Source organism: Dyella sp. EPa41 (assembly GCF_016586165.1).
Classification (GTDB): domain Bacteria; phylum Pseudomonadota; class Gammaproteobacteria; order Xanthomonadales; family Rhodanobacteraceae; genus Dyella.
This window is the reverse complement of sequence record NZ_BCPR01000004.1, coordinates 81,581-108,518: the sequence shown is the minus strand read 5'-3', so window position 1 is coordinate 108,518 and position 26,938 is coordinate 81,581. Positions and strand designations below refer to the sequence as shown.

Below are 26,938 nucleotides of genomic sequence, written 5' to 3'. Positions count from 1 at the left end.
GGACGAAAACGCAGGGCTGTGCTGATCTCGATGGCATGCATTCATGCAAATACCTCTGTTTTTTAAGGGCCGGTACACGAAGCGGAGCCACCTGGATGGCTCCGCTTGTCGCATCAATGGTTCACGCTGTAGTTGGTGTAGGCGGCCGTGCTGATCACGCTAAGCGACGGCAGGAGCTGGCTGATCACGCGGTTCCAACGGGTGATGCCTGCGGGGCCCACGAAGACCACATCGCCCGGCTTCATCCAGAACTGGTCGCCCAGCGCAAACGCCGCCGGCGAACGTGCATCGAGCTGGAATACCTTGGCGGGCGCGTTCTCGAAGTTGCTCGCACCACGGATCACGTAGACCTCCTTGCCATTGGCGGTAAGCGGGTTGAGTCCGCCGACGCGGCCCAGGGCCTGGGTCAGGTTGATGCTGGCAACGGTCCGGAAGTTGACGGCTTGCGGACGCATGACCTCACCCATCACGTACACCTCCTTGGTGTCGTTGTAGGGCAGGAAGATGCGGTCGCCTGGCTTGAGATAGATGTCCTGCGCCGGGCTGTGCCGTGTATTGCTGCTCGTTCCCGACAGGTCCAGGTGATAGTCCTTGCCGTCGCGGACGAGGATCATGTCACCGAGGTTGGCCTGGTCCGCATTGATGGTGGCGGTGCCGATGGCTTGCCCCAGCGTCAGCGGCACGGCTGTGATGGGTTGCGGATCGGTCTTCATGAAAGCGCCTTGCAGCAGGATGCGCTGGCTGTTGTAGCCGACGACGTTCACGTCAACCTGCGGCCGCTCCACGAACTTGGCCAGTTTGCTCGAGAGCTGCGCGCGCAGTTCCTCGAGCGTCAGGCCCTCGACCTTGATCGAGCCGACATAGGGATAGAACAGCGTGCCGTCCGAACGGACAAGGCGTCCGTTTGCAACGGTTTGTTGCTGCACGCCGGCGGGAGAGGTCAGTTCGGCGTGATCCCATACCGTGATGTAGAGCGTATCGCCCGGGCCGATGCGGTATGGCTCAGGCCGGTAGTCGAGCAGCGCCTGGGGGACGGTTGCATTCAGGTCGCCCTGCGGGGATTGCTGCAGGAGCTGTGGAGTGATGGTGAGCAACTGGATTTGGCTGTTGTCCGTTGGTGTTCCTTCCGTCAAGCCTTCCTTGGTCATGTACTGTCCTGGCACGCATCCCTGCAGGCAAAGCAGGAGTCCGGCAAGCAACAAGGCGGATAGTGTTTTCACGGTCACTGGCTCCTTATTCAGAAGGCCTTCCGCGAGCAACGGTGGACCCTGGGCGCCGCCATACGTCGGCACACCTGAAGCTCGCAATTAAGGTTCAGCTCGGCTGAACGGTCGAAGGAAAGCTGGCATGGGAAGTTTTTCCATGCGTCGCCTTCCGCGTGCATAACCCTGGCTTTGCAGGTTTTTTAGAAGGGCGACATGTGATGCCATAAAAAGCATGAACGCAGCATTACAAAAACCGTAGCTGCCTGAATCATTGCCGCACGATCACATCGTTACGCGCGCGCTATGTATCGTGAAGAAAACGAGATTGCCTTCGATAGCATGACGATACGCGTGCTTCTTTATGTACCGATGCACGGCGTGGCCTGGTCGCCTCGCGCGGCAAGGCCGTGTATCGCGGTTCATGCGCCACATTTGATGGGGCTGCGTTCAGCTGATTCGCGATATCTGCTAAGGCGTATATACGGCCAATGAGATTCGTCGTATAGACGCTCAGCCTGGTGATAAGCGTTGCAATGGACGCCATCACCTTCGGATAGGTCGGTCGGCGGAGATAGCGTATGAAAGTGCTTGTTTGCGGCGGTGCCGGCTACATCGGGAGCCACACGTGCGTGGCGTTGATCGAGCAAGGCCACGAGGTGGTGATCTACGACAACCTCTGCCATGGCTCGTTGTCGGCGGTCGACCATATCCGCCAGCTGAGCGGCGCCGACGTGCGCTTCGTGCAGGGCGACGTACGCGACAAGGCCGCGCTCGAGTCCGTGCTTTCAAGCGGCTTCGATGCGGTCGTCCATTTTGCCGCATTGAAGATCATGAGCGAAAGTTGCCGCCTGCCATTGCTCTACTTCGACAACAATGTTGCGGGCACGATCGCGCTGCTGCAGGCCATGCAGGCGACTGGCGTGCATCGACTCGTCTTCAGTTCGACGGCGGCCGTGTATGGCGACCCCGATGTCGTGCCGATCAAGGAAGACGCCCCCTTGCGCGCATGCAATCCATACAGTCATACCAAGCTGGTGATGGAGCGCCTGATCCAGGAGTTGTGCGAAGCGCGGCCTTCGTTCAGTGCGGCGATCCTTCGCTACTTCAATCCTGCGGGCGCGCATCCGAGCGGGCTGATGGGGGAGGACACGGGCGGTGTTCCCTCCAATTTGATGCCCTACGTATCGCAGGTGGCGGCGGGCATGCAGGATAGGTTGCATGTGTTCGGCGGCGACTATCCGACCCGTGACGGAACGGGCGTGCGCGACTACATCCACGTGATGGACCTGGCCGACGCCCACACCAAGGCGCTCGACGTTCTCAGGGTGGGCGGCTGCCATGTGCTCAACATCGGCACGGGGCGGGGCTACAGCGTGCTCGAAGTCGTCTCGGCCTTCGAACGCATTTCCGGCCGCCGCGTGCCTTACGAGATCGTCGATCGCCGCCCGGGCGACGTCGCCGAAGTGTGGGCCGACCCCTCGCATGCACAAGAGACGCTCGGATGGCATGCGCAGCACGATCTCCTGCGCATGTGCGCCGATGCCTGGCGATGGCAGTCGATGCATCCGCACGGCTACCAGTCCGCGCAGGTGATCGAATTGCGGCAGGCGATGCCATCGGGAAGTTGCCGTTGACCCTGGTCGCAAGACGTCAAGTCTCGAATGGACGTCCCTGGGCGCGCCACGGGCGGCGGCGACGTTTCACGTTTTCCGCAACGCAGCAAGCATGAGCCGCCGGAAACCGGGTAGAGTTGCCGGAGGCATCAGCTTCGGCGATCGACCGGCAACGGACCGACCGCCAGGATCTCATCGCCTTTTTTTTGGCAGTCGTGTTTAGATCGATTTAACTGCGGAAAATCGGCCAGCGATGAAGGCCGGCGGAGAGAGGGCATGAGGCAGGGGCGGTCGGTGGGTTGGCGTGCTCGGCGCGGCGCAAGCGTGGCGTTGCTCTTTGGCGCAGCGTGGTTGCTTGCTGGCTCGCCGATGGCCGGCGAAGCGAAGCAACCGGTGGACGAAGTGAACCCCTTGATCGGCGGCCGCCACGGCGGCAATACCTTCCCGGGTGCCGTCATGCCGTTCGGCATGCTGCAGTGGAGTCCCGAGAACACCAAGGGCACGCATGCGCGCACGGCCTCGCCCAGCGGCTACCAATACGACGCGACGCGGATCCGCGGCTTCAGCCTGACGCATCTTTCCGGTGCGGGATGCCGTGGCGCGGGTGGTGATGTCCCCTTCATGCCGATCACCTTGCCGGTGGCAGGTTCGCCATCGGCGGATCTCGCGGACGCCACTTACGCCAGCGACTTCACCCATGCCGATGAACAGGCGCGCGCGGGCGACTACCGTGTGCGCCTGGCCAATGGCGTGCAGGTCGAACTCGCGGCCGGCTTGCGCAGCGGCATGGCGAGCTTCGCGTTTCCTTCCGGGCAGGCCGCGAACCTGTTGATTCGCGTCTCCGACTCGGAGGTGGGCAGCAGTGATGCGAGCGTTACCATTGATGCATCGTCGCGTGCAGTCACGGGTTCGGTGACCAGCGGCAATTTCTGCGGCTATCTGGCGAAGGCCGACCAGCGCAGCTATTACACCTTGTATTTCGTCGCCGAGTTCGACCAGCCGATCATCGAACATGGCGCGTGGCACGATGGCGACGTGAAGCCGAAGGCGACGACGGCCCGTGGCGGCACCGGCTATGGCGACAAGGGCTTTCCCGAAGCCGGCAAGGGCTCCGGCGCGTGGCTGGGTTTTCGGCCGGGCGGCAAGCCCGTGCACGTGCGGGTGGGCATTTCCTACGTGAGCCTCGCGAACGCCCGCGCCAACCTGCAGGCGGAAGTACCTGCGGGAACGGACATGTCGCTGGTGCGCGGCAAGGCCCGCGAAGCATGGAACCAGGCCCTGTCGAAGATCGACATACAGGGTGGCAGCGACGAGCAGCGCACGACGTTCTATACCGCGCTGTACCACTCGTTGATGCACCCGAACGTATTCAGCGACAGCAACGGCGAGTACCTTGGATTCGACCAGCAGGTGCACCGGCTGGAGGGCGGGCAGCACGCGCAGTACGCCAATTTCTCCGGATGGGACGTCTACCGTTCGCAGCTCCAGTTGCTCACCTGGCTGTATCCCGACGTGGGCAGCGATATCGCGCAATCGCTCTACAACCAGGCCAGGCAGAACAACGGTGAATGGGATCGCTGGACGCACAACAATGGCGGCACGCATGTGATGAGCGGCGATCCCGCGGTGCCGGCAATCGCCGCGATCGATGCGTTCGGCGGCCACGCGTTCGACCTGCGTGGCGCGTATGACTCGCTTGCCAAGGCTGCGACAGAGCCCACCGCACATGACATGTCCGATGACGGATGCAACGTGGAGTGCGTCGGCCAGCGTCCATCGCTGGATCAGTGGCTCTCGCTGCACTACATCGCCACGACATCGCATGCCTGGGGCGGCGCGGCCGAGACGCTGGAAGACGCCACGGCGGACTTTGCCTTGTCCCAGCTTGCCGCCCGTGTCGGCGACCATGCCGCCGAGCGGCGGTTCCTCGCGCGTGCGGGGTATTGGCGCAATCTCTACAACCCCGCGGCCACGCCGGAAGCGGGCTATATCCAGAACCGCAATGCGGATGGAAGCTGGCCGGCCTTTGCGCCCGATACCGAGGATGGCTTTGTCGAAGGCAGTGCCTCCGTCTATCTGTGGATGGTGCCGTTCGACGTGCAAGGCCTGTTCGATCGCATGGGCGGCCGCGCCAAGGCGATCCAGCGGCTGGATCATTTCTTCCACGACGACAACGGGCACTGGGCATTGACTGCCGCGGGCCCGCTTCACGCGGAACTCGACAACGAACCATCGATAGGCACGCCGTGGTTGTATGCGTTCGCGGGCCAGCCCTACAAGACGCAGGAAGCCGTGCGCATCGTGCTGAACACGCTGTGGAAGAACGTGCCTGAAGGCATTCCGGGCAATGACGACCTCGGCGAGATGTCGTCCTGGTATGTGTGGTCCGCGCTTGGCATGTATCCGGCCATTCCCGGTCGCGCGGAGCTGGTGCTCGGCAGTCCACTGTTTCCGCGTGCGGTGGTGCATCGCGCAGGCGGCGAGGTGGTCATAGAGGCACCCGGCGCCGCGTCCGATAAGCCGTTCGTGCACGCGCTGACGGTGGATGGCAAGCCGCACGACAGTCCATGGCTGCCGGCGGGTTTCGCCACGCAGGGTGGTCATCTGCATTTCGATCTGCGCGCGGAGGCCAATCCGCGCTGGGGCAGCGATCCGTCGAAGGCGCCGCCTTCATTCCCGCCGCCGCATGGTTGACGTGCGGCGGGCGGACTATTTTCCGAGGCATGGATAGTGGGTGAGGGGAGAGGGTGATGGGAAAGATATCTGCGGGACATCGCGTCGCGTCGCGTCGTTGGGGGCAGGCCGTGTGCGTCGCCCTGGTGACCTTTGCCTCGACCTGCGCGATCGCCGACGCAGCGGCGCCCGGCAAGCCCTTCCTGAGTTCGTTCGAGCGCGGCGACGCATCGCCGTCCTCCGCGCGCGGCAAAGGCTGGGAAGCCCGCGTCGTGTCGGGGCCGGGCAAGGAAGAGGTGCTCACCGCCGCGGCGAACGTCGGTTTCACCGGAACCCATGCCCTGCGCTATGAAGCGGGCGCCGGCAAGCCGGGGCAACGACGCCTCACGCTGTACAAGCTGAAGCAGTCCGTGACGCCCGGCACGCATCTCTCCTATGTGATCTTCCCGGTGCGCCCAGGCGAGGGGCCGGGCGACGCGGCGCAGTACGTTGCCGTGGACCTGCTGTTCGACGACGGCTCGCGATTGTCCGCGATGGATGCGCGGGACCAGCATCGCGTGGCGGCCAACGCGTCGGCACAGGGCGGCTCGCGCGTGTTGCATGACAACCAATGGAATGCCCTGGACATCGACGTGGGCAAGGTGGCCGCGGGCAAGACGGTGAAGGCTATCGAGCTGGTGAGCGATGCGCCCGCCGACAGCGCGGCGTTCCATGGCTATCTCGACGACCTGCGCCTTGGCGAGCAGGCGGTCGCCGATGCGGCGATGGCCCCGCACGCCTATGTCGAGACACGGCGCGGCAGCAATGCGAACAGCAAGTTCTCGCGTGGCAACAATTTCCCGGCCGTCGCCACGCCGCATGGCTTCAATTTCTGGACGCCGACCACCAACGCGGGTTCCAACTGGATCTACCAGTACCAGGAGCGCAACGATGCGGACAACCACCCGCGCATCGAGGCGTTCGCGCTGAGCCATGAGCCCAGCCCGTGGATGGGCGATCGCCAGACGTTCCAGGTGATGCCGGCCGCGGCGGCTACCGGCGCCCCGCCGCTGGATCGCGCGCAGCGTGCGCTGCCGTTCACCCATGATCACGAAACCGCGCGGGCGGACCTCTACCAGGTTCGCTTCGACAACGGCATCGTGGCGGCGATGACGCCCACCAGCCACGCGGCCATGCTTCGCTTCACCTTTGCGGGCGATCGCTCGCAGCTGGTTTTTGACAACCGCGACGATCACGGCAGCGTCGTGCTCGATACCCCCCACTCGAGCATCAGCGGCTATTCCGATGTCGCCAGTCGCCTCTCTACTGGCGCGACGCGGTTGTTTTTTTATGCGACCTTCGACCATCCGGTGACGGAAAGCGGTCGACTTGAAGGGCAGGGGCGCGACCACGTCGCGGCGTGGTACGGCTTCGATACGCACCAGGACAAGACGGTGACGATGCGCATTGCCACTTCGCTCATCAGCCTCGAGCAGGCCAAGCGCAACCTGGCGATGGAAATCGCGCCGGAAGACACCTTCGACAGCGTGCAGGCGCGCGCGGCGGCCAAGTGGGACGAACTCCTGGGGCGCGTGGAGCTGCCAGGCGCCAGTGCCGCTGACAAGCGACAGCTCTATTCCAACCTGTACCGGTTGTTCCTCTATCCCAACGAGGCGTTCGAAAACACAGGCACGACGGCGCATCCGGACTACCGCTACGCCAGCCCGTTCTCCGCGAAGGCCGGCGCCGATACGCCTGTGCAGACCGGCGCGCGCGTGCTCGCCGGCAAGCCCTACGTCAACAATGGGCTGTGGGATACCTATCGCACCGCGTGGCCAGCCTACGTGCTGCTCACGCCCCAGGGCGCCGGCGAGATGATCGACGGCTTCGTGCAGCAGTATCGCGATGGCGGCTGGATCGCGCGCTGGTCGTCGCCCGGTTTCGCCGATCTCATGGTGGGAACGAGCGCCGACGTGGCCTTTGCCGATGCGTGGAACAAGGGCGTGCGCAACTTCGATGTGCGCTCGTTCTACCAGGCCGCATTGAAGGATGCGACGGTGCCCAGCGAGGTACCGGGTGCCGGCCGCAAGGGCATCGAGCGCTCGGTGTTCCACGGTTATGTCGACAACAGCACCGATGAGGCGCTGTCATGGTCGATGGCGGGCTATCTCAACGACTTCGGCATCGGCGAACTCGCGCAGAGTCTTGCCGACGGGCACGAGGGCAACGATCCCTATGCCAGCCACTACGCGGAAGATGCCCGCTATTTCCGCGGCCGGTCGCTGGGCTACGTCAACCTGTTCAACCCGGCGCTGGGCTTTTTCGTGGGCCGGAAGCCGGATGGCACGTGGCGCACCGATGCGGCGCATTTCGATCCCAAGGCCTGGGGCGGCGACTACACCGAGACCAATGCGTGGAACATGTCGTTCGACAGCGTGCAGGACGGGCAGGGCCTCGCCAACCTCTATGGCGGCCGCGATGGCCTGGCCAGGAAACTCGATGCGTTCTTCGCGGCCGGCAATGATTTCAACGTGGGCGCCTACGGTGACGTGATCCACGAGATGCTGGAGGCGCGCGATGTGCGCATGGGGCAGTACGGCCACAGCAACCAGCCGTCGCACCACATCCTCTACATGTACGACCTGGCGGGCCAGCCGTGGAAGACGCAGGACAAGGTACGCGACGCGTTGTCCCGCCTCTACGTGGGCGATGAGATCGGCCAGGGCTATCCCGGCGACGAGGACAATGGCGAGATGTCCGCGTGGTGGCTGTTCAGCGCGGCGGGCTTCTATCCATTGCGCATGGGCACGCCTGCCTATGCGATCGGTGCGCCGTATTTCCCGCGCATGGTGATCCACCTCGAGAACGGCAAGACCATCGACATTCGCGCGCCCGAGGTCAGCGATCGCAATCGCTACATCCAGCGGGTGACGCTCAACGGCAAGCCGTATGACCGCAACTGGCTCAGCCATGCCGACCTGGTCCGGGGCGCCGAGCTGGTATTCGAGATGGGGGCGGAGCCGTCGCGTTGGGGCGCGGGCGATGACGCGGGCCTGCCCTCGGTGACGACGGGTTCGAGTGCGCCCTCGCCCTGGGTCGATCTGGCGGATGCCGCCAACGGCACGGTGACCGTCCAAGGCGATGCGGAAGCGGCGCGTGCGTTGAGCGACAACACCTCCGATACCGAGGCCACGCTGCATGGCAGGCAGCCAGGCGCGCAGGTGCATTTCAATGCCGCGCAACGCGTGGCGATGTATACGCTCACCTCCTCGGCGAAGCAGGGCAGCGATCCGCGCGACTGGTCGCTGGAGGCCTCCACCGATGGCGTGCACTGGAAGACGCTGGATCGCCGCCGCCAGGAACGTTTCCCGTGGCGACGGCAGACGCGGGTGTTCGCGGTGGCGCAGCCGGGCGACTACACGTACTACCGCTGGCGTGCGACCGGTGGAAAGGATGTGTCGCTGTCCGAAATCGAATGGCTCGGCACGCCGCCGGCGCATTGACCGGTCCACGGGTCTTTCGCGGTCGCTCGCCCTTGCCGGAGAGGGAGCGAGCAGCGGGTTTTCGCGCTGTGCTGCGTGGCCGCCCTCTTCGTTGGTGAGCGCACCTTGTGCGCGACGGGCCGTCGGAGCTTTGCCGTCGAGGCGCCACGGCTGCGCACTGGAGTGCGAGGGCCGAAGCATCCCGCCACGTGATGGGGGATGCGGCTCGCCTGCCTCAGGCAGCGCGCGCGCGCCACCGATTGACAGTGAAGCCGGCGACCAGCATCAGCGTGACGGCCAGCTGGGCCAGCAGCGACTGCCACGTCGGATAGATGCCCAGCCAGTCGATGGATGGCGCGGGCGCCGTGGTGACGGCGGCCCAGCCCGCTTCCTGCAGGGCGGCGACGCCCTTGCCGGTGAGCACCACCGCAAGCACCGCGATGACCGCCGAGCTCACCGAGAAGAACGTGCCAAGCGGCAGCCGGCGGCTGCTGCGCAACAGGAGCCATGCGATCACCGACAGCAACGCGGCGCCCGTGACGAGGCCAGCCAGCAACCAGAAGCCTTGGCCCTCGTTCCATAGCGCGGTGTAGAACAAAATCGTCTCGAACACTTCGCGATACACCGAGATGAAGGTGAGGCCGAACACGAACCAGGCGGACTTGCGGTCCAGCGCCGTGGCCATCTTGGCCTTCAGGTACGACTGCCAGCGTCCGCCAATGCTCTTCTGGTGCATCCACAGTCCGACACCCAGCAGTACGGCGGCGGCGAACAGCGAAGAGAGGCCTTCGGTCAGTTCGCGACTGGCACCGCTGATGCTGATGGCGTAGCTGGCGATGCCCCAGGTGATGGCGCCGGCGAGCAGGGCCAGGGTCCAGCCGGCGTGCACGTAGCGCGTTGCGTCATGTCGATCCGCCTTGCGCAGGAAGGCGAGCAGGGCGACCACCACCAGCAAGGCCTCCAGGCCTTCGCGCACGAGGATGGTCAGCGCGCCGACGAACGTCGCCGCAGGGCTGGCGGCAGCGGCCGTCAGCAGCTGATGCGCCTGTTCGAGCATGCCGTCGACGGCGTGTGCCTGGGTGGCGACCGCTTCCTGGTTGCCCGTCCTTGCAAGCGCGGTGCGGTAGGCACCCATCGCCGTTTCGATGCGCGAGCGCAAGGCGCTGTCACGCGCGTCGAGTCGTGCTTCGACCGGTTCGATGCCGTCGAGATAGGCGGACAGGGCGAGTTGCTGCGCCTCGTCTGTGGAACCGCGGCCATAGGCATCCAGGCTGGCGGCCAGGCGGGCACGCGCCAGCGGAATGCCCTCGAGCGCCTGGTGGACGGCGTCCGGGTGGGCACGCAGGTAACCGATGATCACGCGCGCCTGGTCGGCGCCGACGGTTTCGGCGAGTTCGCTGACGCGGGCGCGCGCGAGCTCGCTGGGCGATGCGATGGCACCACGCGCCTTGGCGTCCTGTTGCCATGCCTGCATGCCGCCTCGGGATGCGTTCGCATAAGCGAGTGTTCCCACGTAATAGGCCAGTGCCCAGCGATCGTCGTCGGACAGCACCGCCTTGTAGCTCGCCATCGGCGTATCGGCGACGCCCTGGGTGATCACTTCGTAGAGCGAAAGCACGCTGCGCTGGTCGGCGCGGGCCTGGTTGGTGAAGTCGATCGGACGCGGCGTGAGCTGCAGGCCGGCCGGGCCGTCGCCGTGCCCGGTGGCGCCATGGCAGGCGGCGCACTGCGCCTGGTAGAGCGTTGCGCCGCGAGCCAGGTCGGGCGCGTGCGCGGGCGCGGTGGGCACGGGATAGGCCTGCAGCAGGGCGTTCGCCAGCGCATGCGCCTGGCGCGCGACATCGGCCTCGGTCGCCTTGTCATCGATCAACGCGACCAGCTGGTCGGCCTGTGTGCGCAATGCCGGCGAGGCGGGCGAAGGTGGCAGGGCATCGACCTTGTCGCGCGCATGGCGGGCGAACTCGCGCATTTCCTCGTACTCGGATGCGCTGACCACCTGCCCGTGCCGGACGGCGCCGGCGTAGTCGACCGCCAGGTAATCCAGCATCTGCCAGGTCTGGCTGACGTTGGGCGGCGAGGCATCGCCTGCGTGAACGGTCGAGAGCACGGCGATGAGGCCGGGCAGCAGGAGGGCGGCCAGTCGTGCGCGGATGCGAGTCATTCTCATTAAATGAGTCTACACCCGCCTTGATCCAATCGCGAGATGCGGGGCCTTTCGCCGCAGGACGGCGCTGCCGACCGGGGCGGCAGCGCGTCAGCCCGGCGTAGGGGTGCCGGATCCGGCGTAATGCGCGCCGTACTGTTCCCGCAGCTTGTTTTTCAGCACCTTGCCAGTGGCCCCCAACGGAAAGCCGCCGAGGAAGATCACATCGTCCGGCTTCCACCAGCGCGCCAGCTTGCCTTCGAGGAACGACAGCAATTCGTCCTTGTCCAGCGTGCTTCCGGGCGATCGGGTGATGAGCAGCAGCGGGCGTTCGTCCCATTTCGGATGGCGCACGCCGATGCAGGTGGCGCTTGCCACGCCGGGATGAAGACAGGCGATGTTCTCGATGTCGATCGAGCTGATCCACTCGCCGCCGGACTTGATCATGTCCTTGCTGCGGTCGGTGATCTGCATGAAGCCGTCGCGGTCGATGCGCGCCATGTCGCCGGTGGGAAACCAGCCGTCGGCATGCACCGGCGTGGACAACTCGCCGTAATAACCGGCGGCCACCCAGGGGCCTCGCACCATCAGGTCGCCGACCGCCTCGCCGTCCCACGGCAGTTCGTTGCCCTGGCCATCGACGATCTTCATGTCGATGCCGAACACGGCACGCCCCTGTTTGGCCTGGATGGCGTAACGCTCGTCTTCGGGCAGGGCGAGATGCCGGGGCTTGAAGCTGCACACGGTGCCCAGCGGACTCAGCTCGGTCATGCCCCAGGCATGCAGTACATCGACCTGGTGCGTCTTCTGGAATTGCACGGCCATGGCCGTGGGGCACGGCGCGCCGCCGATCACGGTGCGCCTCATCGAGGAAAAGGCGTGGCTGCGGCCGGCCACGTGCGCAAGCAGGCCCTGCCAGATCGTCGGCACGCCGGCAGACAGCGTCACCTGCTCGGCTTCGATCAGCTCATGCAGCGACTGGCCGTCGAGAGCCGGGCCGGGCAGCACCAGCTTCGCGCCGACCATGCAGGCAATGAACGGCAAGCCCCAGGCATTGACGTGGAACATCGGCACCACGGGCAGGATGGTGTCGCGTGCGGAGCAATGGAACGCATCGGGCAGCGCGCCGGCGTACGAGTGCAGCACGGTGGAGCGATGGCTGTACAGCACGCCCTTCGGATTGCCCGTCGTGCCTGAGGTGTAGCAGAGCGAAGAGGCCGTGTTCTCGTCCAGCGACGGCCACTCGTGGCCGTCGTCATGGAGGTCGATCAGGTCTTCATGGCAGAGCATCCCGCCGCTTCCGGGCAGGCGCTCCGCATCGCACATGGCGACGAACAGGCGCGGCGTGCTCAGGCGGGAGCGCAGCGCCTCGATCATGGGGAGGAACGTCAGGTCGAAGAAGATGGCCTTGTCGTCGGCGTGCTCGACGATATGGGTGATGTGATCCAGGTGCAGCCGCGGATTGATGGTATGCAGCACGGCGCCGGAGCCGGACACGGCGAAGTTGAGCTCGAGGTGGCGATAGCCGTTCCATGCGAGCGTGGCCACGCGATCACCCGGGCGGATGTCCAACGCGGCGAGTGCGTTGGCGAGACGGCGCGATCGTGCCGCCATGTCGGTGAAACGATAACGATGGATGTCGCCCTCGACCCGCCGTGACACGATCTCCTGCTCGGCATGGTGCCGCGCGGCGTGGGTCAGCAGGGACGAGACAAGCAGCGGTTGCTGCATCATCAGGCCAATCATCGCGGTGCTCCGCATAAAGGGCAGGGGATGTGCATGAAGCAGGCGGTGGCCGCCTGCCTGGCATGTCGTCCCTTCATGGAAGGGCGACGCTTCAGTGGGATGTCGCGTGAAGTTGCCAATGGTTTTTATCGGTGGGAAGTCGTCCGGCACCGCCGCGCACGGCGGCGATGCCGTGTTCTCGTCAGAAGGTCGTCTGGAACGTGAGGTCGATGTAGTTGCGATCGCGCAGCAACGAGGCAAGGCCGGCACTGGAGGTGACCACGCCCGCCTGGTTGACGGCGAGGCGGCCCACATAGCCGATGTACTTCAGGTCGAAGCGGTACTTCTGGCGCACGTCCGCGCCAACGCCGAAGGAGAAGTTGCCCATGCCCTTGTTGCCACCGAAGGTGACAGCCGAATTGCCGGACAGGCCCATCGTGTAGGTCATCGGCGCCAGCAGGTCCACGCCCGGATAAACCTGGAACCAGGTCGGCGTGAAGCTCAGCTGCGTGCCTGTGTAGTTCTTCGTCGGCTTGTCGATGCCGGTGTAACCGGGGCTGGTGCCTTCGAACGCGTTGGGGTTCTGCGTGACCTTGTCCCAACGGCTCCACACGAACTCGACCACGTAGTTGGCGGTGTCGAACAGCGGCGTCTTCGGCACGACACCGGCGAAATCGGTGACCGCATGCCAGGTGTCGCCGCGAGCGCCGGCAACATTGCCGTCCGTCGGCAAGGTGTTGATCGCACCGACCACCTTGTTGGCCAGCGGCGTGGGCAGCAACTGTACCGGAATGCTTACCAGGGGCATGTTGTGGCGGTAGTTCACTTCCGCGCTGAAGCTGACGCCGAGGATCTGCTTGGCGAAGCTCGCGCCGTAGATGTCGATGCCATCGGCGTAGGTGGCCATGTACTTGCCGACATTGCCGGCCAGCACCTGCGGCACGGTGGCCATCGACGGGTTGATGTAGCAGATGGTCGGCGTGAGCGACTTGTAACCGAGCGCCTTGCAGGCCGCGGCGGGCACGTTGGGCGCCACGGCCGGCGCCAGCATGAATTGCGGCTGGATGTCGGACGTGTTGCGGTAGTAGAGGCCGATGGTGGAATCGATGGCCTCCGGGCTCCAGTGCATCGCCAGGCCCCAGTCGCCGTGATCCTGCGGGGTGATGTCCTGGCCGCGCAGCGCGCGCTGGGTCGGGTTGATGTAGATCGACTGGCCGCCCTTCAACACCGCGTCATTGGGGTCCATGTAGGAGCCCGATTCGGGGTAATACACCTGCTCCCAGCGAAGATAGTACTGGCCTTCGAACGAAAGGGTGGGCGTGGCCTGGACCTGCGCCGACACCTGCGTGCGCGGACGGAACAGCTCCTTCGCGGTGGCGCCGGGCACGGTGAGCAGCTTGCCGATGTCCAGCGGTGACTGGCCATAGCTCAGCGAGTGGATCGGGTTGAGCAGGGCCTCGCCCCAGAACAGGTCGTAGCGACCCGCCTTGGTGTTGACGTTCACCCCGCCGATGTCGAAGTTGGCGAAGGCGAAGGCATCGAGCAACTGGCCCGACGGGCCTTCGAAATAGCGCTCGGTGTAATTGGGCAGGCCGAGTGCGGGCTTGCCATTGACGATATGGTTGGACGAGCTGACGTGCGTGTTGTCCAGCGAGCTGTACGCCTGGTCGTACCAGCCGTTGGCGCTCACGCGGAAGCCGTAGTTCTTCTTGTAGACGAAGTCGAACTCGCTCACCACGTCCAGGCGGTTGGTGACGATGGAGTGGTTGCCGAAGTTGCGGTCGCCATCGTCATTGTTCGGGCTGTTGAGGATCGACTGGTCCTGCGAATGCGCGCGATGACCGAGGTTGTAGCGAACGGTGTTGTCCCAGCGGATCGAGATGTCCGGATTGCCGGTGTCGATCTCCGTCGCATGCACAGCTCCCGAGGTGCCAAGCGCCGCGGCCACCGCCCATGCCATCACGCGAATGGTCGTCCCGCTTCGGCGCCTGTTCGCCCCATAAACGTTCTTCATGCCGTACTCCTCCCCCATGTGTGCCGTTCTGGTCGTCACGCCGTGCGTGTCGCCTCCCGGTGCGGCCCGAACATCGCGAGCGGCACGAGGGCTGACGCATGGGGCCATGGCCCCGTACGACCTCGTTGTTGTTGATCCACCTGCAGGCATGTGTCGCCATCCGCGCCGGAAGGTGTTCCCGGCGGCGCAGCGATTCATGCCCACGAAACCATCCCGGTCCGGCAGCTCCGCACTCGCGCTATCTGCGCGGCTGGGCCGCAACGGGGCGTCATCGCCGCCGACTGCATCGCCGTCGGCGTGACTCCGGTTGGACGAGAGTGTTGTGCCCCTCTCTTGAAGACCCCCCCCAACCCGATGGGGGAGGCAAGAAGCGACGCGCATGCAGAGCGAGACGCACAGCGCTGCGCACTCGCTTCGTGGGTTTGGCGCGAGGCACGTGGACGCAGCTGGCAGGGCTCCGCCACGTGTGCACCGGCGTGGATCGAGTGCATCCCTGCGCGGTCATGGGCGCTGCGCCTGATCAGGCAGGCAAGGCGTCCAGCAAGGCTTTGGCGAGCTGACCCGGTGGCAGCGCGCCCTGCAGTACCCGCCCCTCGTTCACGATGGATGGCACGCCCGAAATTCCCAGGCGCCGGGCTTCCGACTGCCAGCGTTCCAGCGGTGCCTCACGCATGGCGTGCTCCAGACGGGCCATGCTGATGGCGTGCTCGATGCCATGCGCCTCGCCGATCGTGGCGAGCAACGGAATGTCACCAAGGTCCTCACCGCGGAGAAAGTAGGCGTCGAACAGCGCTTCGATCACTGAAGCCTGCAGCCTTGGGCCGCCTGTCTCGCCAGCAAGCGCGACCAACTGGTGCGCCGCCAAGGTGTTGGGCATGCGCTCGATCCGTTCGAAGCAGAACGCCACGCCGGCGGCCAGGCCTTCTTCGCGTATCTGTCGTCGGCGCACCGCTACCGCCGCCGCGCTGCCCAGCCGATGGAGATAGAACGCGCCGTATGGCACGCCCTCGGCCGGCAGTGCGGGAAGCAGCGGCAGCGACTTCCAGTGGATGGCGACATCCACGTCGGCGTAGGCCAGCGCGATGAGGTCGATGGCGCTTTCGAGCCGGCGCTTGCCGATCAGGCACCACGGGCAGACCAGATCGAAGTAGAAGTCGATCTCGATGCGTCGGCGGCTTTCCGATGACCGTCCGATCATCGCAACGATTCGATCAGCGCTTCAGCCTGTGGCCACGGGCCGTAACCGGCTGCCGGGTTGAGATGACCGACCTTGCCGAGATCGACGATGAGGCTTCCCCAGCTTTTCGCCAGTTCGGTCGCACGCTGGGCATTGCATAGCGGGTCGTTCTCGCTGGAGGCGAGGATGGAGGGAAAGGGCAGGCGCTCGCGTGGGATGGGCAACCAACCGTTGTCACGCAGGACATCCGTGGCCGGATAGCCTTGCGGCATCGGCGACTCCAGGTCGGCCGGCGTCACCAGCAGCGCACCATGGATGGGCCGTTGGTGCGCGCGGGCCCAATGCGCCGTGATCATCACGCCGGCACTGTGGGCAACCAGGATCACCGGGCCATCGATGGCGGCAAGCGCCTCGTCGAGCGCACTGACGCGCGCGGCACGGCTCAGCTTGTCGAGCTCCAGCGGCGGCACGGATCGTGCGTTGGGCAACTTGGCTTCAAGCAGTGTCTGCCAGTGTTCGGCGACGTGGTCGCGCAGGCCGGGAACCATCAGGATGGTGGGACTCGTCACGGGTGTATCCATCTCGTCGTTGTCCGGAGGGCTCACGCTTCAGCGAGCGCCCGTGCCTGCACGCGGGCGATGTCCTGCGCGTAATGGCGCCGGCCGATCCAGAAGGCGAACGCAGCGAACAGCGCCATGAACGGGACCAGCTTGAACGCGTCCATCAGCCCGACCTGGTCGGCCAGGATGCCGGTCAGCAGCGGCCCTGGCGCGAGGCCCAGCAGGTTGTTGGCGAGCGTGAGCGTGGCAAACGCCGTGGCGTGAATCGGTGTCGGCGTGAGGTTGGCGACCATGGCGCCGGCCGGCCCGGAGGTGCCGGCGGCAAGGAACATGCCCATGCCGATGACAGCAAGCTGCGCGACGCCGGGCTGCAACTGAAAGGCGATGCCGAGGACGAGCGCGGTGGTGAGGCAATAGGCCATCGCCATGGCCAGCTTGCGCGGTGGCGAATGGCGGCAGATGCGGTCCGTGGCCACGCCGCAGATCACCATGCCGATCGCGCCGATCAGTACGAACATAGCGGCGGTGACGCCTGCCTTGTCGGGCGCCATCGCGTAGTAACGATTGAGGTAGCTGGGCATCCACGCGATGACGGCGGCCATGATGAACAACTGCAGGCCGCTGCCGACATAGGCGCATATCACCGAGGTCGTCGAAAAAAGCCCGGCGAACATGTTGCGCAGGGACATGCTGAAGCCGGGACGGCCGTGGCGCAGTTCCATGGCGGCAGCGTCGCTGCCACGCAGCCGCTGCTCGTTGACGGTCAAGGCATAGGTGATCACCAGCGCGACGCCAAAGACCGCCATGGCGACGAACGCCGAGCGCCAGCCGAACCGGGCGGCGAAGACGCCACCGAGCGCCATGCCGACCACCGAACCGAACGCGCCGCCGGCCATGAACGCGCCGGTGAGCGTGGAGCGCAGATAGGCCGGGAAGATGCTGATGATCAGCGCGATGCCGACGCTGCCGTAGGCGGCCTCGCCGAGACCGACGAAGAAGCGCGCCGCCAGCATCTGGCCGTAATTGGTGGCGATGCCGCAGGCGAGCGTTGCCACGCTCCATAACATGGCCATCAGGAGAATGCTGCGCACGCGCCCCCAGCGATCCGCGATGACGGACAACGGAAACGTGAGCACGCCGACCAGCAAGGCGACGATGCCGGAAAGCGATCCCAGCTGGGTGTCCGAAAGACCCCATTCGGCCTTGAGCAGGGGGAAGACCGCATTGAGTACCTGGCGCGACATGTAGTCCGACAGCAGCAGCCCGAACGTGAGCGCGAACACGACCCAGGCATAGGCGCGCGGCGTTGCCATGGAGGTGGCGGGTGTGTCGAGTGTGGTTGCCTCGGCGTAGTGCATTCCCAAAGCGGTCTCCTCGCCGGCCCGATGCCGGCTGTGGTGGCGCGACGGCATCTGTCGCGCTTTGGCCCGTCACGCGGAGCGCCAACGGCTCCGGTGCGATGGCCGTTACGACTCAGGCGGCGAGCTCGGCGAGCCCCGGCTTTGCCTGCTTGCGGTTGGGCGAAAAGCCGTTGGCGGCCAAGGTCTCTTCGATGGTGTCGTAGAACACGCCGATCTTCAGGATCTCGCGCGCCTCCTTGCCGTTGGCGACCTCGCGGCCGAACTCGCGCGAAATGCGCACCAGCTGCTCGATCTGCTCGACCGTCGTCATCTTGGCGGTGCGCGACTGGTTCCACAGGTTGTCTTCGATGCCGCAGCGCACGTGCAGGCCCATGGCGATGCCCATCATGTTGATGGGGAGCACGTTGCGCATGCTGCTTTCCACCGTCAGCATGACGCCGTCCGGCATGGCGCGCAGGAAGTTGGCCAGGCTGTAGATGGTGGGCTGATCCATGCCGCCGCCGATCGCCACCCAGTTGCACACGAGGGGGCCCTTGTAGACGCCGCGCCGTATCAGCCGCTCCACCGTCTCGTAGCTGTTGATGTTGTAGAACTGGAAGGCGCTCTGGATGCCGGCGGCGGTCAATCGCCTGATGTGCTCTTCGATGAAGCCCGGGCCTGACGGCACGATCATCTCGCGATACGCCTGGTAGGTCGGCGCTTCGGCCAGCGAGGTGCCGGCAATGTCCGCCATCTCCATCTGCTCGACGATGTTCATCTGCACCGTGTTGACGGTGACGGTCACCTGGTCCGGCTTGGGATCGAGCTCGGCCAGCATGTGGCGAGTGTCGTCCTTCAGCCACTTGGCGCTCGCGCCGTCGTTTTCGGGGGCGAAGGAGATCGAGCCGCCGACCTGGATGACCATGTCCGGCACCGCCTTGCGCACGCCGGCAATCAGCTCGTTGAACATCGACAGGCGCTTGGAACCCTTGCCGTCCAGCTCGCGCACGTGCAGGTGCAGCACGCTGGCGCCGGCGTTGTAGCAGTCGACCGCTTTCTGGATCTGCTCCTCCATGGTGACCGGGATGTCTTCCGGGAAATCCGAAGGGATCCACTCGGGACCGTAGGGCGCGGCGGTGATGACCAGCTTGTCCTGGTACTCGGGAAACAGCGAACCGTCGAGGAAGTTCATGGCTTGTCCTGTTGCTCTGTGGTGGATGGTCTGGGTTCAGAACGTGGCGTCGCCGACGATGCCAGCGCGCTCCATCTTTCGATGGCAGGGCGGGTAGTCCATGACCGCGTAGTGCTGCGTGGAGCGGTTGTCCCAGATGGCGACGCTGTTCTTGCTCCAGCGCCAGCGCACCTGGAATTCAGGGATGCAGGCCTGGCTGATCAGGTAGCTCAGGAGGTGGCTCGCGCCCGGATTGGCGTCCTGGCCGAAGCACACATTGTCCTTCGTGTGGAAGTTGGTGAAGTGCGTGGTGAATGCATTCACGAACAGGATCTTCTCGCCCGTTTCCGGATGCGTGCGCACCACGGGATGCTCCGCATCGGGGTATTGCGCCTTCAGCGCATGGCGCCGCTCGATCGGCATGGCGGCGCCGAACGAGGCTTCGATGCTGTGGCGCGCATACAGGCCGGAAATCTGCTTCTTGATGTGGGCCGGCAGCATGTCGTAGGCGCTCACCATGTTGACCCACATGGTGTCGCCGCCCACCGGCGGGCACTCCACGCAACGCAGCACGCACCCCATCGGGGGCACGGCGCGCCAGGTGGCGTCGGTGTGCCAGGCATTCTCGTAGCGCTCGATCGGCGCGTCGGGCGTCTTGTAGATCTGCACCAGGCCTGGTGCATCCGGGTGGCTGGGCGCCACCGGATGGTCTTCCAGCTCGCCGAAGCGGCGCGCGAAGGCCACGTGCTCCTGGCGACTGATGTCCTGGTCGCGCAGGAAGAGCACGCGGTGCTTGAGAAGCGCGGCCTTGATCTCCCCGAACAGGTCGTCGTCGTGGACGGCATCGGCGAGATTGACGTCGAACAGTTCGGCGCCGATGTTGCAGGTGAGTTGCTCGATACGCATGGGGTGCCTCAGATGACGAAGATCGACGAGCCGGTGGTCTTGCGCGCTTCCAGGTCGCGATGCGCCTGCACCGCGTCTTCGAGCGCATACCGCTGGTTGATCTCGATCTTGATGCGGCCGGATGCCACGTGATCGAACAGCCGCTGGGCGAGATCGGCCTTGTCGGCCGGATCGGCGATGTAGTCGGCCAGGGCCGGGCGCGTGAGGTACAGCGAGCCCTTCATGGCGAGCAATTGCGGATCGAATGGCGCAATGGTGCCCGACGCGGTACCGACGCAGACCATCAGTCCGCGTCGGCGCAGCGAATCGAGCGAGGCCATGAACGTGCTCTTGCCCACCGAGTCGAACACCACGGACACGCCCTCGCCGCCGGTCAGTTCGCGGGCGCGCGCAGCGATGTCCTCATGACTGTAGTTGATGACTTCGTCGCAGCCGTGCGCGCGTGCAACGGCTGCCTTCGCGTCGGTCGAGACGGTGCCGATGACGCGCAGGCCAAGCAGCTTCGCCCACTGCGAGACGATCAGGCCGACGCCGCCGGCGGCAGCGTGCAGCAGAATCGTTTCGCCCGCCTGGAACGGGTAGAGGCGACGCATGAGGTAGGCCGCCGTCAGGCCCCGCATGGTCATCGCGGCGGCGGTTTCGCTGCTGATGTCTTCGGGCAACAGGATCAGCGGCGCGGCGGGTACCAGCCGGACCGTGCTGTACGCGCCAAGGGTGTTGACGAAACCCGTATAGCTCACGCGGTCGCCGACGGAAACATTGCTCACGCCAGGGCCCACGTCTTCGACGATGCCGGCCGCTTCGACGCCGATGCCGTTGGGTAGCGGGATGGGATAGGTGCCGTTGCGGAAATACGTGTCGGCGAAGTTGAGGCCTACCGCCTGGTGGCGCAGGCGGACTTCGCCGGGCCCGGGCGCGCCGACCTGGGTCGTTTCGTAGCGCAGCACATCGGGGCTGCCGGCTTCATAAAAACGGATGGCGTGTTCCAAACGGTAATCCTCGTTCAAAGCGTCGGCGCATGGCGCCGGGTATTTCCGGATATGGCGTGGGCCGCGCTCATGGCGGCGCAAGATGGGCGATGCATGAAAACAGTTGCCGGTAGGCCGCTTGTGCGTCGCCATTCGCGCGGAAACTGCCGGGCCGGGTCGCCGATGCCTGGATTTCGTTCCAGTCGGCTTCGGAGAGGTAGCGCTGAGCCGCAGGCAACACCACGCCCTCGATGCGCCCCATGTGTTCCCACATGAAGTGCGCATAGGTTTCGACGGCATCGCGCAGCTGGCCCAGGGTGGCCTGGCCCAGCGCGTAATGTTCGACTTCGTCGCCGAGGGTCTCGGCCATCGCGCGTTCGCGTTCGTGCTGGCGTTCCAGCTCGTCCAGTTCGGCATGGACGACGGCGGTGCGTCCGCGCAACACGAAGAACAGGTAGTCGTGCTCGCTAGGGCGATGCAAGGCCAACGGGAACTTCACGATGTAACGGGCCATCGCCCGCATCAGCTCGACCACGGTCGCGGGATCCTGCGGGGCCACGTTGTCCAGCAGGTGCAGCCACGCATGCAGCACGGCGGCGAGCGCACGGTGTTCGCCGCGTATCACCTCGACCATGGGATGGGCGAGGCCGGCATCCTGCGGCGACGACACGAGCACCGGCACATCGCCTGCGGTCAGTACGTGCGTCGTCTGCGTGCCAAGGACTGCGCCAAGCGCGGCCTTGCGGCCGTGCGGCGCCATGAAGATCAGGTCGCAGCCGCTCTTGCGGGCCGTGTCGAGAATGATCTCGTGGGGCGGATGGCCCTCGAGGATGGTCGAATCGCACGGCACGCCGAGGGCGCGCGCGGCGGCTTCCGCCTTGGTCAGCAGCGCGCGGGCGCGCTCATGGCGAGTGGCCGCGTATCCGCCCGGCATGAGGTTGCTGTCCGCCGGTGCCGGGTGCTGGTCGTGCACATGCAGGAAGCTGACCCGCGCCCCGAGCGTGCGCGCGAGGTTGACGGCCTTGTTGACCGTTTCGATCGCGCGATCGCTGTCATCGAGGGGAACGAGCAGATGGCGGTACATGCAGACTCCAGGCAGGTGTGCAACCCGTGACGCCGGGCGGCATATCCACCGCACCTTGCGATGGCCGCCGGAACATGTGTCCTTGCGTGGATGGCGATGGAATCCACCGTTCCTTCTTCTTGGGCGACTTGCCAGCCGCCCGGTCGAGCCTCGGCGTGCGAGGCTCATGCCGGACTCCACCCCTGCCGCGTTGGCGTTTCGTCCAACCCGGCTGCAGCCGCCAAGCGGCTGCAACGCCAGACCTGTTTTGTCACGTCATCAAGGCTAGGCGTCGACGACGGTGGAATCCCCCCCCGGCTAGGAGGGGGAGCGTCGTGAAGGGCAGGTGATGAGTGGCTACGCCGTCGGCGGCGTGCCTACAATGGTTTGAGACGCATGTTGGTGAGGGAGCTGCGTGATGCACAAGGTCCGCGGCATGACGTTGTTGTTGCGGGAACGCCGAGCCAGCCCAACGGGATCTGTTCGATGGCCATGACGCCGGGCGGGGCTGCTCCCGCCATCGCCGAACTCGTTCTGAAAACCACGCCGCCCCGCGCGCCGCGTTACCTGCTTGCGCGGTCGCGACTGAGCCTGGACGACGAGCAGTTCCGCGATCGCCCCTTCATCCTGGTGCGGGCGCCCGCCGGATTCGGCAAGACCTCGCTGCTCGCGCAATGGCGCCACGAATACCTTGCGCGCGGCTGGGCGGTGGCCTGGATTTCTGCCGACGGCAGCCCCGATCCGCAGCGCATGCTGCACAGCCTCGTGCTGGCGGTGCGCATGGGATGCGGCCGCCCCTCGTTCGGCGCGACCTTGCTCGAGGGCGCATCCGCGGCGTCCGGCGAGTACGAAGGCGTCACGGCGTGGCTGAGCGAAGTCGCGCAGTCGTCGCTGTCGATGGTGCTGATGATCGACGAAGCCGAGCGCCTGCACGCGAGCAGCCAGGCGGCGCTGAACTACCTGCTGCACAACGCGCCGCCGAACCTGCGCGTCGTTGCGGCCGGACGCGGCGAGCTCGATGAGACGGCCGCTGACCTGCGCGCCTATGGCCTGTGCGCGTCGGTGGGCGTGGAGGCGCTGCGCTTCACCCTGGAGGAGACCATCGCCCTGGTGCGCAACCGCATCGGCAGCAAGGCCGATGCGGACACCTGCGCGCGGCTTCACGAAATGACCGAGGGATGGCCGCTTGGCCTGCAACTGGTGCTGGCGGCGATGGAGCGGGGCAGCGACCTGCGCAGCGTGGTGAGTCCGCATTCGCCCGATTCGCGCAACCAGCTGGTGGAAGCGCTGACGGCGAAACTGGCGCCCGAGGACGTGGCCTTTCTCACTCGCGTCGCCGTGGTGGATCAGCTGCATCCCGATCTTTGCATGGCGCTGACGGGTGATGAGGACGCGCCGCAGCGGCTGGCGCGACTGTCGCGCGAGACGCCGATCTTCGTGGTCGGCGAGGATTCGGAGTGGTATCGGCTGCACATGCTGGCGCTGGATGCCTTGCGATCGCGCCTGGCCGAGCTGCCCGGCGCGGAGCGTGCGCAACTGCACGGACGCGCGCAGGACTGGCTGGCGGCCCACGGCATGCTCACGCAGGCGGCGCGGCATGCACGCGAGGCGGGGAGAGGGGGCGTGGCCGTCGATCTCGCACAAAAAGGCCTCTACGAGGCGGTGATCCAGGGCCACATGGGCACCATGCGCGAGTGGCTGGACGTGTTGCCCGAGTCGGTGCTCGACCAGCATCCGCAACTGCGCCTGGCCGCGGCCTGGTCGCTCGCGGTGAGCGAGCGCCATGAGGAGGCGGAGCGAATGGTGGGCCTGATCCTGTCGCGCCCCGACGTCGATCTCGCCTTGCGCTACGAGTGCGTGTTGATCGCCAGCGGCGCGGCCTATTACGCCGACGATCCGGACCGCTGCGTCGGCATGCTGGCGCCGTGGAAGGATGCCGAGCCGGGCAGCGAGCCCAAGTTCCAGCGCATGCACGTCAACCGGCTGGCGATGATGGCCTTGCTGCAGGGCGATCCGGCGGAGGCGAGGCGCCTGTGCGCCGCGGGAAGCACCGATCTTGCGCGGGAGCCGGACTACGCCGCGCGCTGGCGCGAATTCATCATGGGCCTGAGCTTTGCGTGGGAGGGGCAGATCCTTCTCGCGGAAGAGGGCCTTCGTTCGGCCTTGACCTCCATCGATGCCAAGTTCGGCCGCCGTCATCCGCTCTCGTGCATGTTCGCGGCACTGCTCGCCTCGATCGCCTACGAGCGCGATCGCCTGGACGACGCGGTGGCCTTGCTTGCCAACCGCCTGGACGTGCTGGAGCGCGTCGGTGCGCCGGAAGCCATCCTGGTCGGCTACCGCACGGTGACGCGCGTCGCCGCGGCGCAGGGCGAAGAACACCGCGCGCTGGACATGCTGGAAGCCTCGTTTGCGATCGGCGTGGCACGGCGCCTGCCACGGCTGTGCGTGGCGAGCCTGGGCGAGCAGGTGCGCCTGCATGCCAGCCGCTTCCGCCGCGAAACCTGCGGCGCGCTGATCGGCAGGATCGACGAACTGGTGGCGACCGAAAGCCCGCGGCGCGGCCCGCTGTGGCGGCGCAACGTGGAGCTGGTGAGCGCCATGGCACATGCCTATGGGGCCATGGCATCGCAGGATTGGCCGGGCGTGCTCGAATCGGTATCACACGCCGCGCCGCTGGCCGAACAGGCCAAGCTGGGTCGTTTCCGCATCGAGTGCATGGCGCTGCGCGCCTTCGCCATGGACCGCAACGGCGAAGATGGCCGCGACCTCATGGTCGAGGCCATGAGCCTGGCCAAGACGTATGGCTTCATGCGCATCATCACCGACACCCATCCCGTGCTTACCGATTGGGCGTATCGCGTGATGGAGGAGGCGAGTGGCGAATCGTCGGCGGGCACCGCGTCGCCGTCGCGCGTGATACCGCCGCCGGTGGAGCTGCGCCAGGGCGGCCCGCGCGTCATGCCGAGCATGGTGCTGACGCCGAAGGAACGCGAGGTGCTGGAGTTCCTCGCGCGCAATCTGTCGAACAAGGAAATCGCACAGGCGATGGCCGTCGGCGAAGCCACGGTGAAATGGCACCTCAAGAACCTGTTCGGCAAGCTCGGCGTGGGCACCCGCCGGCACGTGGTTCATCGCGCTCAGCTGCTCGGTCTCATCCAGGGCATGGAATAACCCCCCCGTTGTCGCCCTCCTGAACGTGGGGATCGGGCAAAGGCCGAATCCCCACCCCTCCTTGCCGCGTTTCCCCCTCCCCCGGCGTTTTGGGGGGGGAATGGTTTGCGCCGCTCCGAACAATGGGTATCGACCGCTTTCGCGTGCCCCTGGTCGCAAGACAGGGCACGGATGTCGGCGATACGAGTAAGGCAACGTCATGGGCGCGGCGATGCGAGGACACGCACCGCCAATCCGGCGCAGTGATGCCGGTCGCGACGTGACGAGGCCTGTGCTCAACCATGGGGTGGCGATGCAACGCCATGCCGGAAATTCGAATCACATCGTGAGGAGCATGCGCATGCAATTCCGCAAAGCCCTGGTGGCCGGGGCCGTGGCCGTCCTGATCTCCGGCGTGGGCCACGCCGGCGTTTCGTCCGACGAAGCGAAGAAGCTCGGCACCACGCTGACGGGCGTCGGCGCCGACATGGCCGGCAGCGCCGACGGCGCCATTCCCGCCTACAGCGGCGGCCTGACCAGCGCGCCCACGGGATTCAAGGCAGGCAGCGGTATTCGACCCAATCCATTCGCCGGTGAAAAGCCGGTGCTCACGATCGATGCCAAGAACATGGACAAGTACTCGGCCCATCTGACCGAGGGCACCAAGGCCCTGATGAAGAAGTACCCGGGTTACCACATCGACGTCTATCCGACGCACCGCTCCGCGGCGTTCCCGAAGTTCGTGGTGGAAAACACCGCCAAGTGCGCGGTCGAGGCAAGGACCGATGCGGGTGGCCGTTCGATGAGCGGTTGCCACGCCGGCTTCCCGTTCCCGATGCCGCAGACCGGCTTCGAGGCCATGTGGAACCACCTCGTCCGCTTCAACGGCGTGGCGTACAACACCAAGTACCGCAACTACAACGTCGACGCGTCCGGCCATGCTTCGCTTTCCACCGAAGGCGATGCGGTCGAGGAATATCCGTACTGGGACATCAGCAAGCCGGGCGCGGACGTGTTCTGGCAACAGCGCCTGACCTATACCGGTCCGGCCCGCCGCGCGGGCGAGGCCATGCAGATCGTCGATCCGCTCAACTACAGCGACAAGGGTCGCAAGGCATGGCAGTACCTGCCTGGCCAGCGCCGCGTGAAGGTCGCGCCGGATCTCGCCTTCGACACGCCCAATCCGGGCTCGGGGGGCTCGGCGACCTTCGACGACGTGTTCCTGTTCAACGGATCGATGGACCGCTACGACTTCAAGCTCGTGGGCAAGAAGGAGATCTATGTTCCGTACAACGACTACAAGATGGCCTACGAGTCGAAGGCCGATGACCTGCTGAAGCCGAATCACCTCAACCCCGACAATGTGCGCTGGGAAATGCATCGCGTATGGGTGATCGAGGCCACGCTGGCCGCCGGCAAGCGCCACATCTACAGCAAGCGCACGTTCTATCTCGATGAGGACAGCTGGGCGGCCGTGGCGTCCGAGGCGTACGACGCGCGCGGACAGCTGTTTCGTGCGGGCTACGCCTACATCACGCCGGCCTACGACATGCCGGCGCCGGTGGCCGACCTGCATGGCATCTACGACCTGATCGCCGGTTCGTACTCGCTGACGGGTTTCTCCGGCGAGACGGGTGGCATGCGCTACACCAAGCCGATGTCGGAACGCGACTGGTCGCCGGAATCGCTGGCGGGTTCGGGCGTTCGTTGATGGTCCGCGCAGGCCGATCGTAGGACTTGTCGCGTGGCGGCCAGCCGGCCGCTCC

General features: G+C 65.8%; 16 protein-coding genes. 5 read left to right on the top strand and 11 right to left on the bottom strand.

The genetic code is table 11. The annotated features are described in order from the left end of the window. Positions 1 to 113: 113 nt before the first annotated feature. Positions 114 to 1,220, bottom strand: a complete 1,107-nt coding sequence (locus tag JMF82_RS02835; protein ID WP_307837951.1) for a polysaccharide biosynthesis/export family protein — start codon at positions 1,218 to 1,220, stop codon at positions 114 to 116. Positions 1,221 to 1,783: 563 nt separating this feature from the next. Here JMF82_RS02835 and galE point away from each other — a divergent pair. The 3 genes from galE to JMF82_RS02820 all read left to right on the top strand — a co-directional run bounded on the left by galE (position 1,784) and on the right by JMF82_RS02820 (position 8,973). Next, entirely contained in the window at positions 1,784 to 2,839 is a 1,056-nt protein-coding gene (gene galE / locus JMF82_RS02830) for a UDP-glucose 4-epimerase GalE (RefSeq protein WP_201313020.1), read from the top strand. Positions 2,840 to 3,142: 303 nt separating this feature from the next. Further along, on the top strand, positions 3,143 to 5,512 hold the full coding sequence (locus tag JMF82_RS02825) for a GH92 family glycosyl hydrolase (RefSeq protein ID WP_236585260.1): 2,370 nt from the start codon (positions 3,143 to 3,145) through the stop codon (positions 5,510 to 5,512). Between the two features lie 56 nt (positions 5,513 to 5,568). Beyond that, entirely contained in the window at positions 5,569 to 8,973 is a 3,405-nt protein-coding gene (locus tag JMF82_RS02820) for a GH92 family glycosyl hydrolase (RefSeq protein ID WP_201313018.1), read from the top strand. Positions 8,974 to 9,187: 214 nt separating this feature from the next. On the opposite strand, the gene JMF82_RS02815 is transcribed toward JMF82_RS02820, so the two are convergent. The 10 genes from JMF82_RS02815 to JMF82_RS02770 all read right to left on the bottom strand — a co-directional run bounded on the left by JMF82_RS02815 (position 9,188) and on the right by JMF82_RS02770 (position 22,040). Further along, positions 9,188 to 11,113, bottom strand: a complete 1,926-nt coding sequence (locus JMF82_RS02815; protein WP_307837950.1) for a cytochrome c/FTR1 family iron permease — start codon at positions 11,111 to 11,113, stop codon at positions 9,188 to 9,190. A 93-nt stretch (positions 11,114 to 11,206) separates the two neighbouring features. Then, complete coding sequence (locus tag JMF82_RS02810; protein ID WP_201313016.1) at positions 11,207 to 12,841, bottom strand: 3-(methylthio)propionyl-CoA ligase; 1,635 nt, start codon at positions 12,839 to 12,841, stop codon at positions 11,207 to 11,209. Positions 12,842 to 13,022: 181 nt separating this feature from the next. Further along, the gene (locus JMF82_RS02805) at positions 13,023 to 14,834 is read right to left on the bottom strand and encodes a DUF1302 domain-containing protein (protein WP_201313015.1); all 1,812 of its coding nucleotides are present in this window, start codon (positions 14,832 to 14,834) and stop codon (positions 13,023 to 13,025) included. 520 nt (positions 14,835 to 15,354) lie between these two features. Next, positions 15,355 to 16,032 carry a DsbA family oxidoreductase gene (locus tag JMF82_RS02800; protein ID WP_201313014.1) on the bottom strand — a complete coding sequence of 226 codons (678 nt, stop codon included), beginning with the start codon at positions 16,030 to 16,032 and terminating at the stop codon, positions 15,355 to 15,357. After that, on the bottom strand, positions 16,029 to 16,580 hold the full coding sequence (locus JMF82_RS02795; protein WP_201313013.1) for an alpha/beta hydrolase: 552 nt from the start codon (positions 16,578 to 16,580) through the stop codon (positions 16,029 to 16,031). The genes JMF82_RS02800 and JMF82_RS02795 overlap by 4 nt, the downstream gene beginning before the upstream one ends. A gap of 32 nt (positions 16,581 to 16,612) precedes the next feature. Further along, the gene (locus JMF82_RS02790) at positions 16,613 to 17,929 is read right to left on the bottom strand and encodes an MFS transporter (RefSeq protein WP_236585264.1); all 1,317 of its coding nucleotides are present in this window, start codon (positions 17,927 to 17,929) and stop codon (positions 16,613 to 16,615) included. A gap of 115 nt (positions 17,930 to 18,044) precedes the next feature. After that, complete coding sequence (locus JMF82_RS02785) at positions 18,045 to 19,103, bottom strand: 3-keto-5-aminohexanoate cleavage protein (RefSeq protein ID WP_201313011.1); 1,059 nt, start codon at positions 19,101 to 19,103, stop codon at positions 18,045 to 18,047. A 36-nt stretch (positions 19,104 to 19,139) separates the two neighbouring features. Further along, positions 19,140 to 19,988 carry a TauD/TfdA family dioxygenase gene (locus tag JMF82_RS02780; RefSeq protein ID WP_201313010.1) on the bottom strand — a complete coding sequence of 283 codons (849 nt, stop codon included), beginning with the start codon at positions 19,986 to 19,988 and terminating at the stop codon, positions 19,140 to 19,142. An 8-nt stretch (positions 19,989 to 19,996) separates the two neighbouring features. Beyond that, a complete protein-coding gene (locus tag JMF82_RS02775) occupies positions 19,997 to 20,977 on the bottom strand; it encodes a quinone oxidoreductase (RefSeq protein ID WP_201313009.1) in 981 nt (326 codons plus the stop codon). 67 nt (positions 20,978 to 21,044) lie between these two features. Beyond that, on the bottom strand, positions 21,045 to 22,040 hold the full coding sequence (locus tag JMF82_RS02770) for a universal stress protein (protein WP_201313008.1): 996 nt from the start codon (positions 22,038 to 22,040) through the stop codon (positions 21,045 to 21,047). Positions 22,041 to 22,505: 465 nt separating this feature from the next. On the opposite strand from JMF82_RS02770, the gene JMF82_RS02765 reads away from it, so the two are divergent. Then, positions 22,506 to 25,193 (top strand): LuxR C-terminal-related transcriptional regulator, encoded by a 2,688-nt coding sequence (locus JMF82_RS02765; protein ID WP_201313007.1) that lies wholly within the window; start codon positions 22,506 to 22,508, stop codon positions 25,191 to 25,193. Between the two features lie 340 nt (positions 25,194 to 25,533). Beyond that, positions 25,534 to 26,883 (top strand): DUF1329 domain-containing protein, encoded by a 1,350-nt coding sequence (locus JMF82_RS02760; protein WP_201313006.1) that lies wholly within the window; start codon positions 25,534 to 25,536, stop codon positions 26,881 to 26,883. Positions 26,884 to 26,938 lie beyond the last annotated feature (55 nt).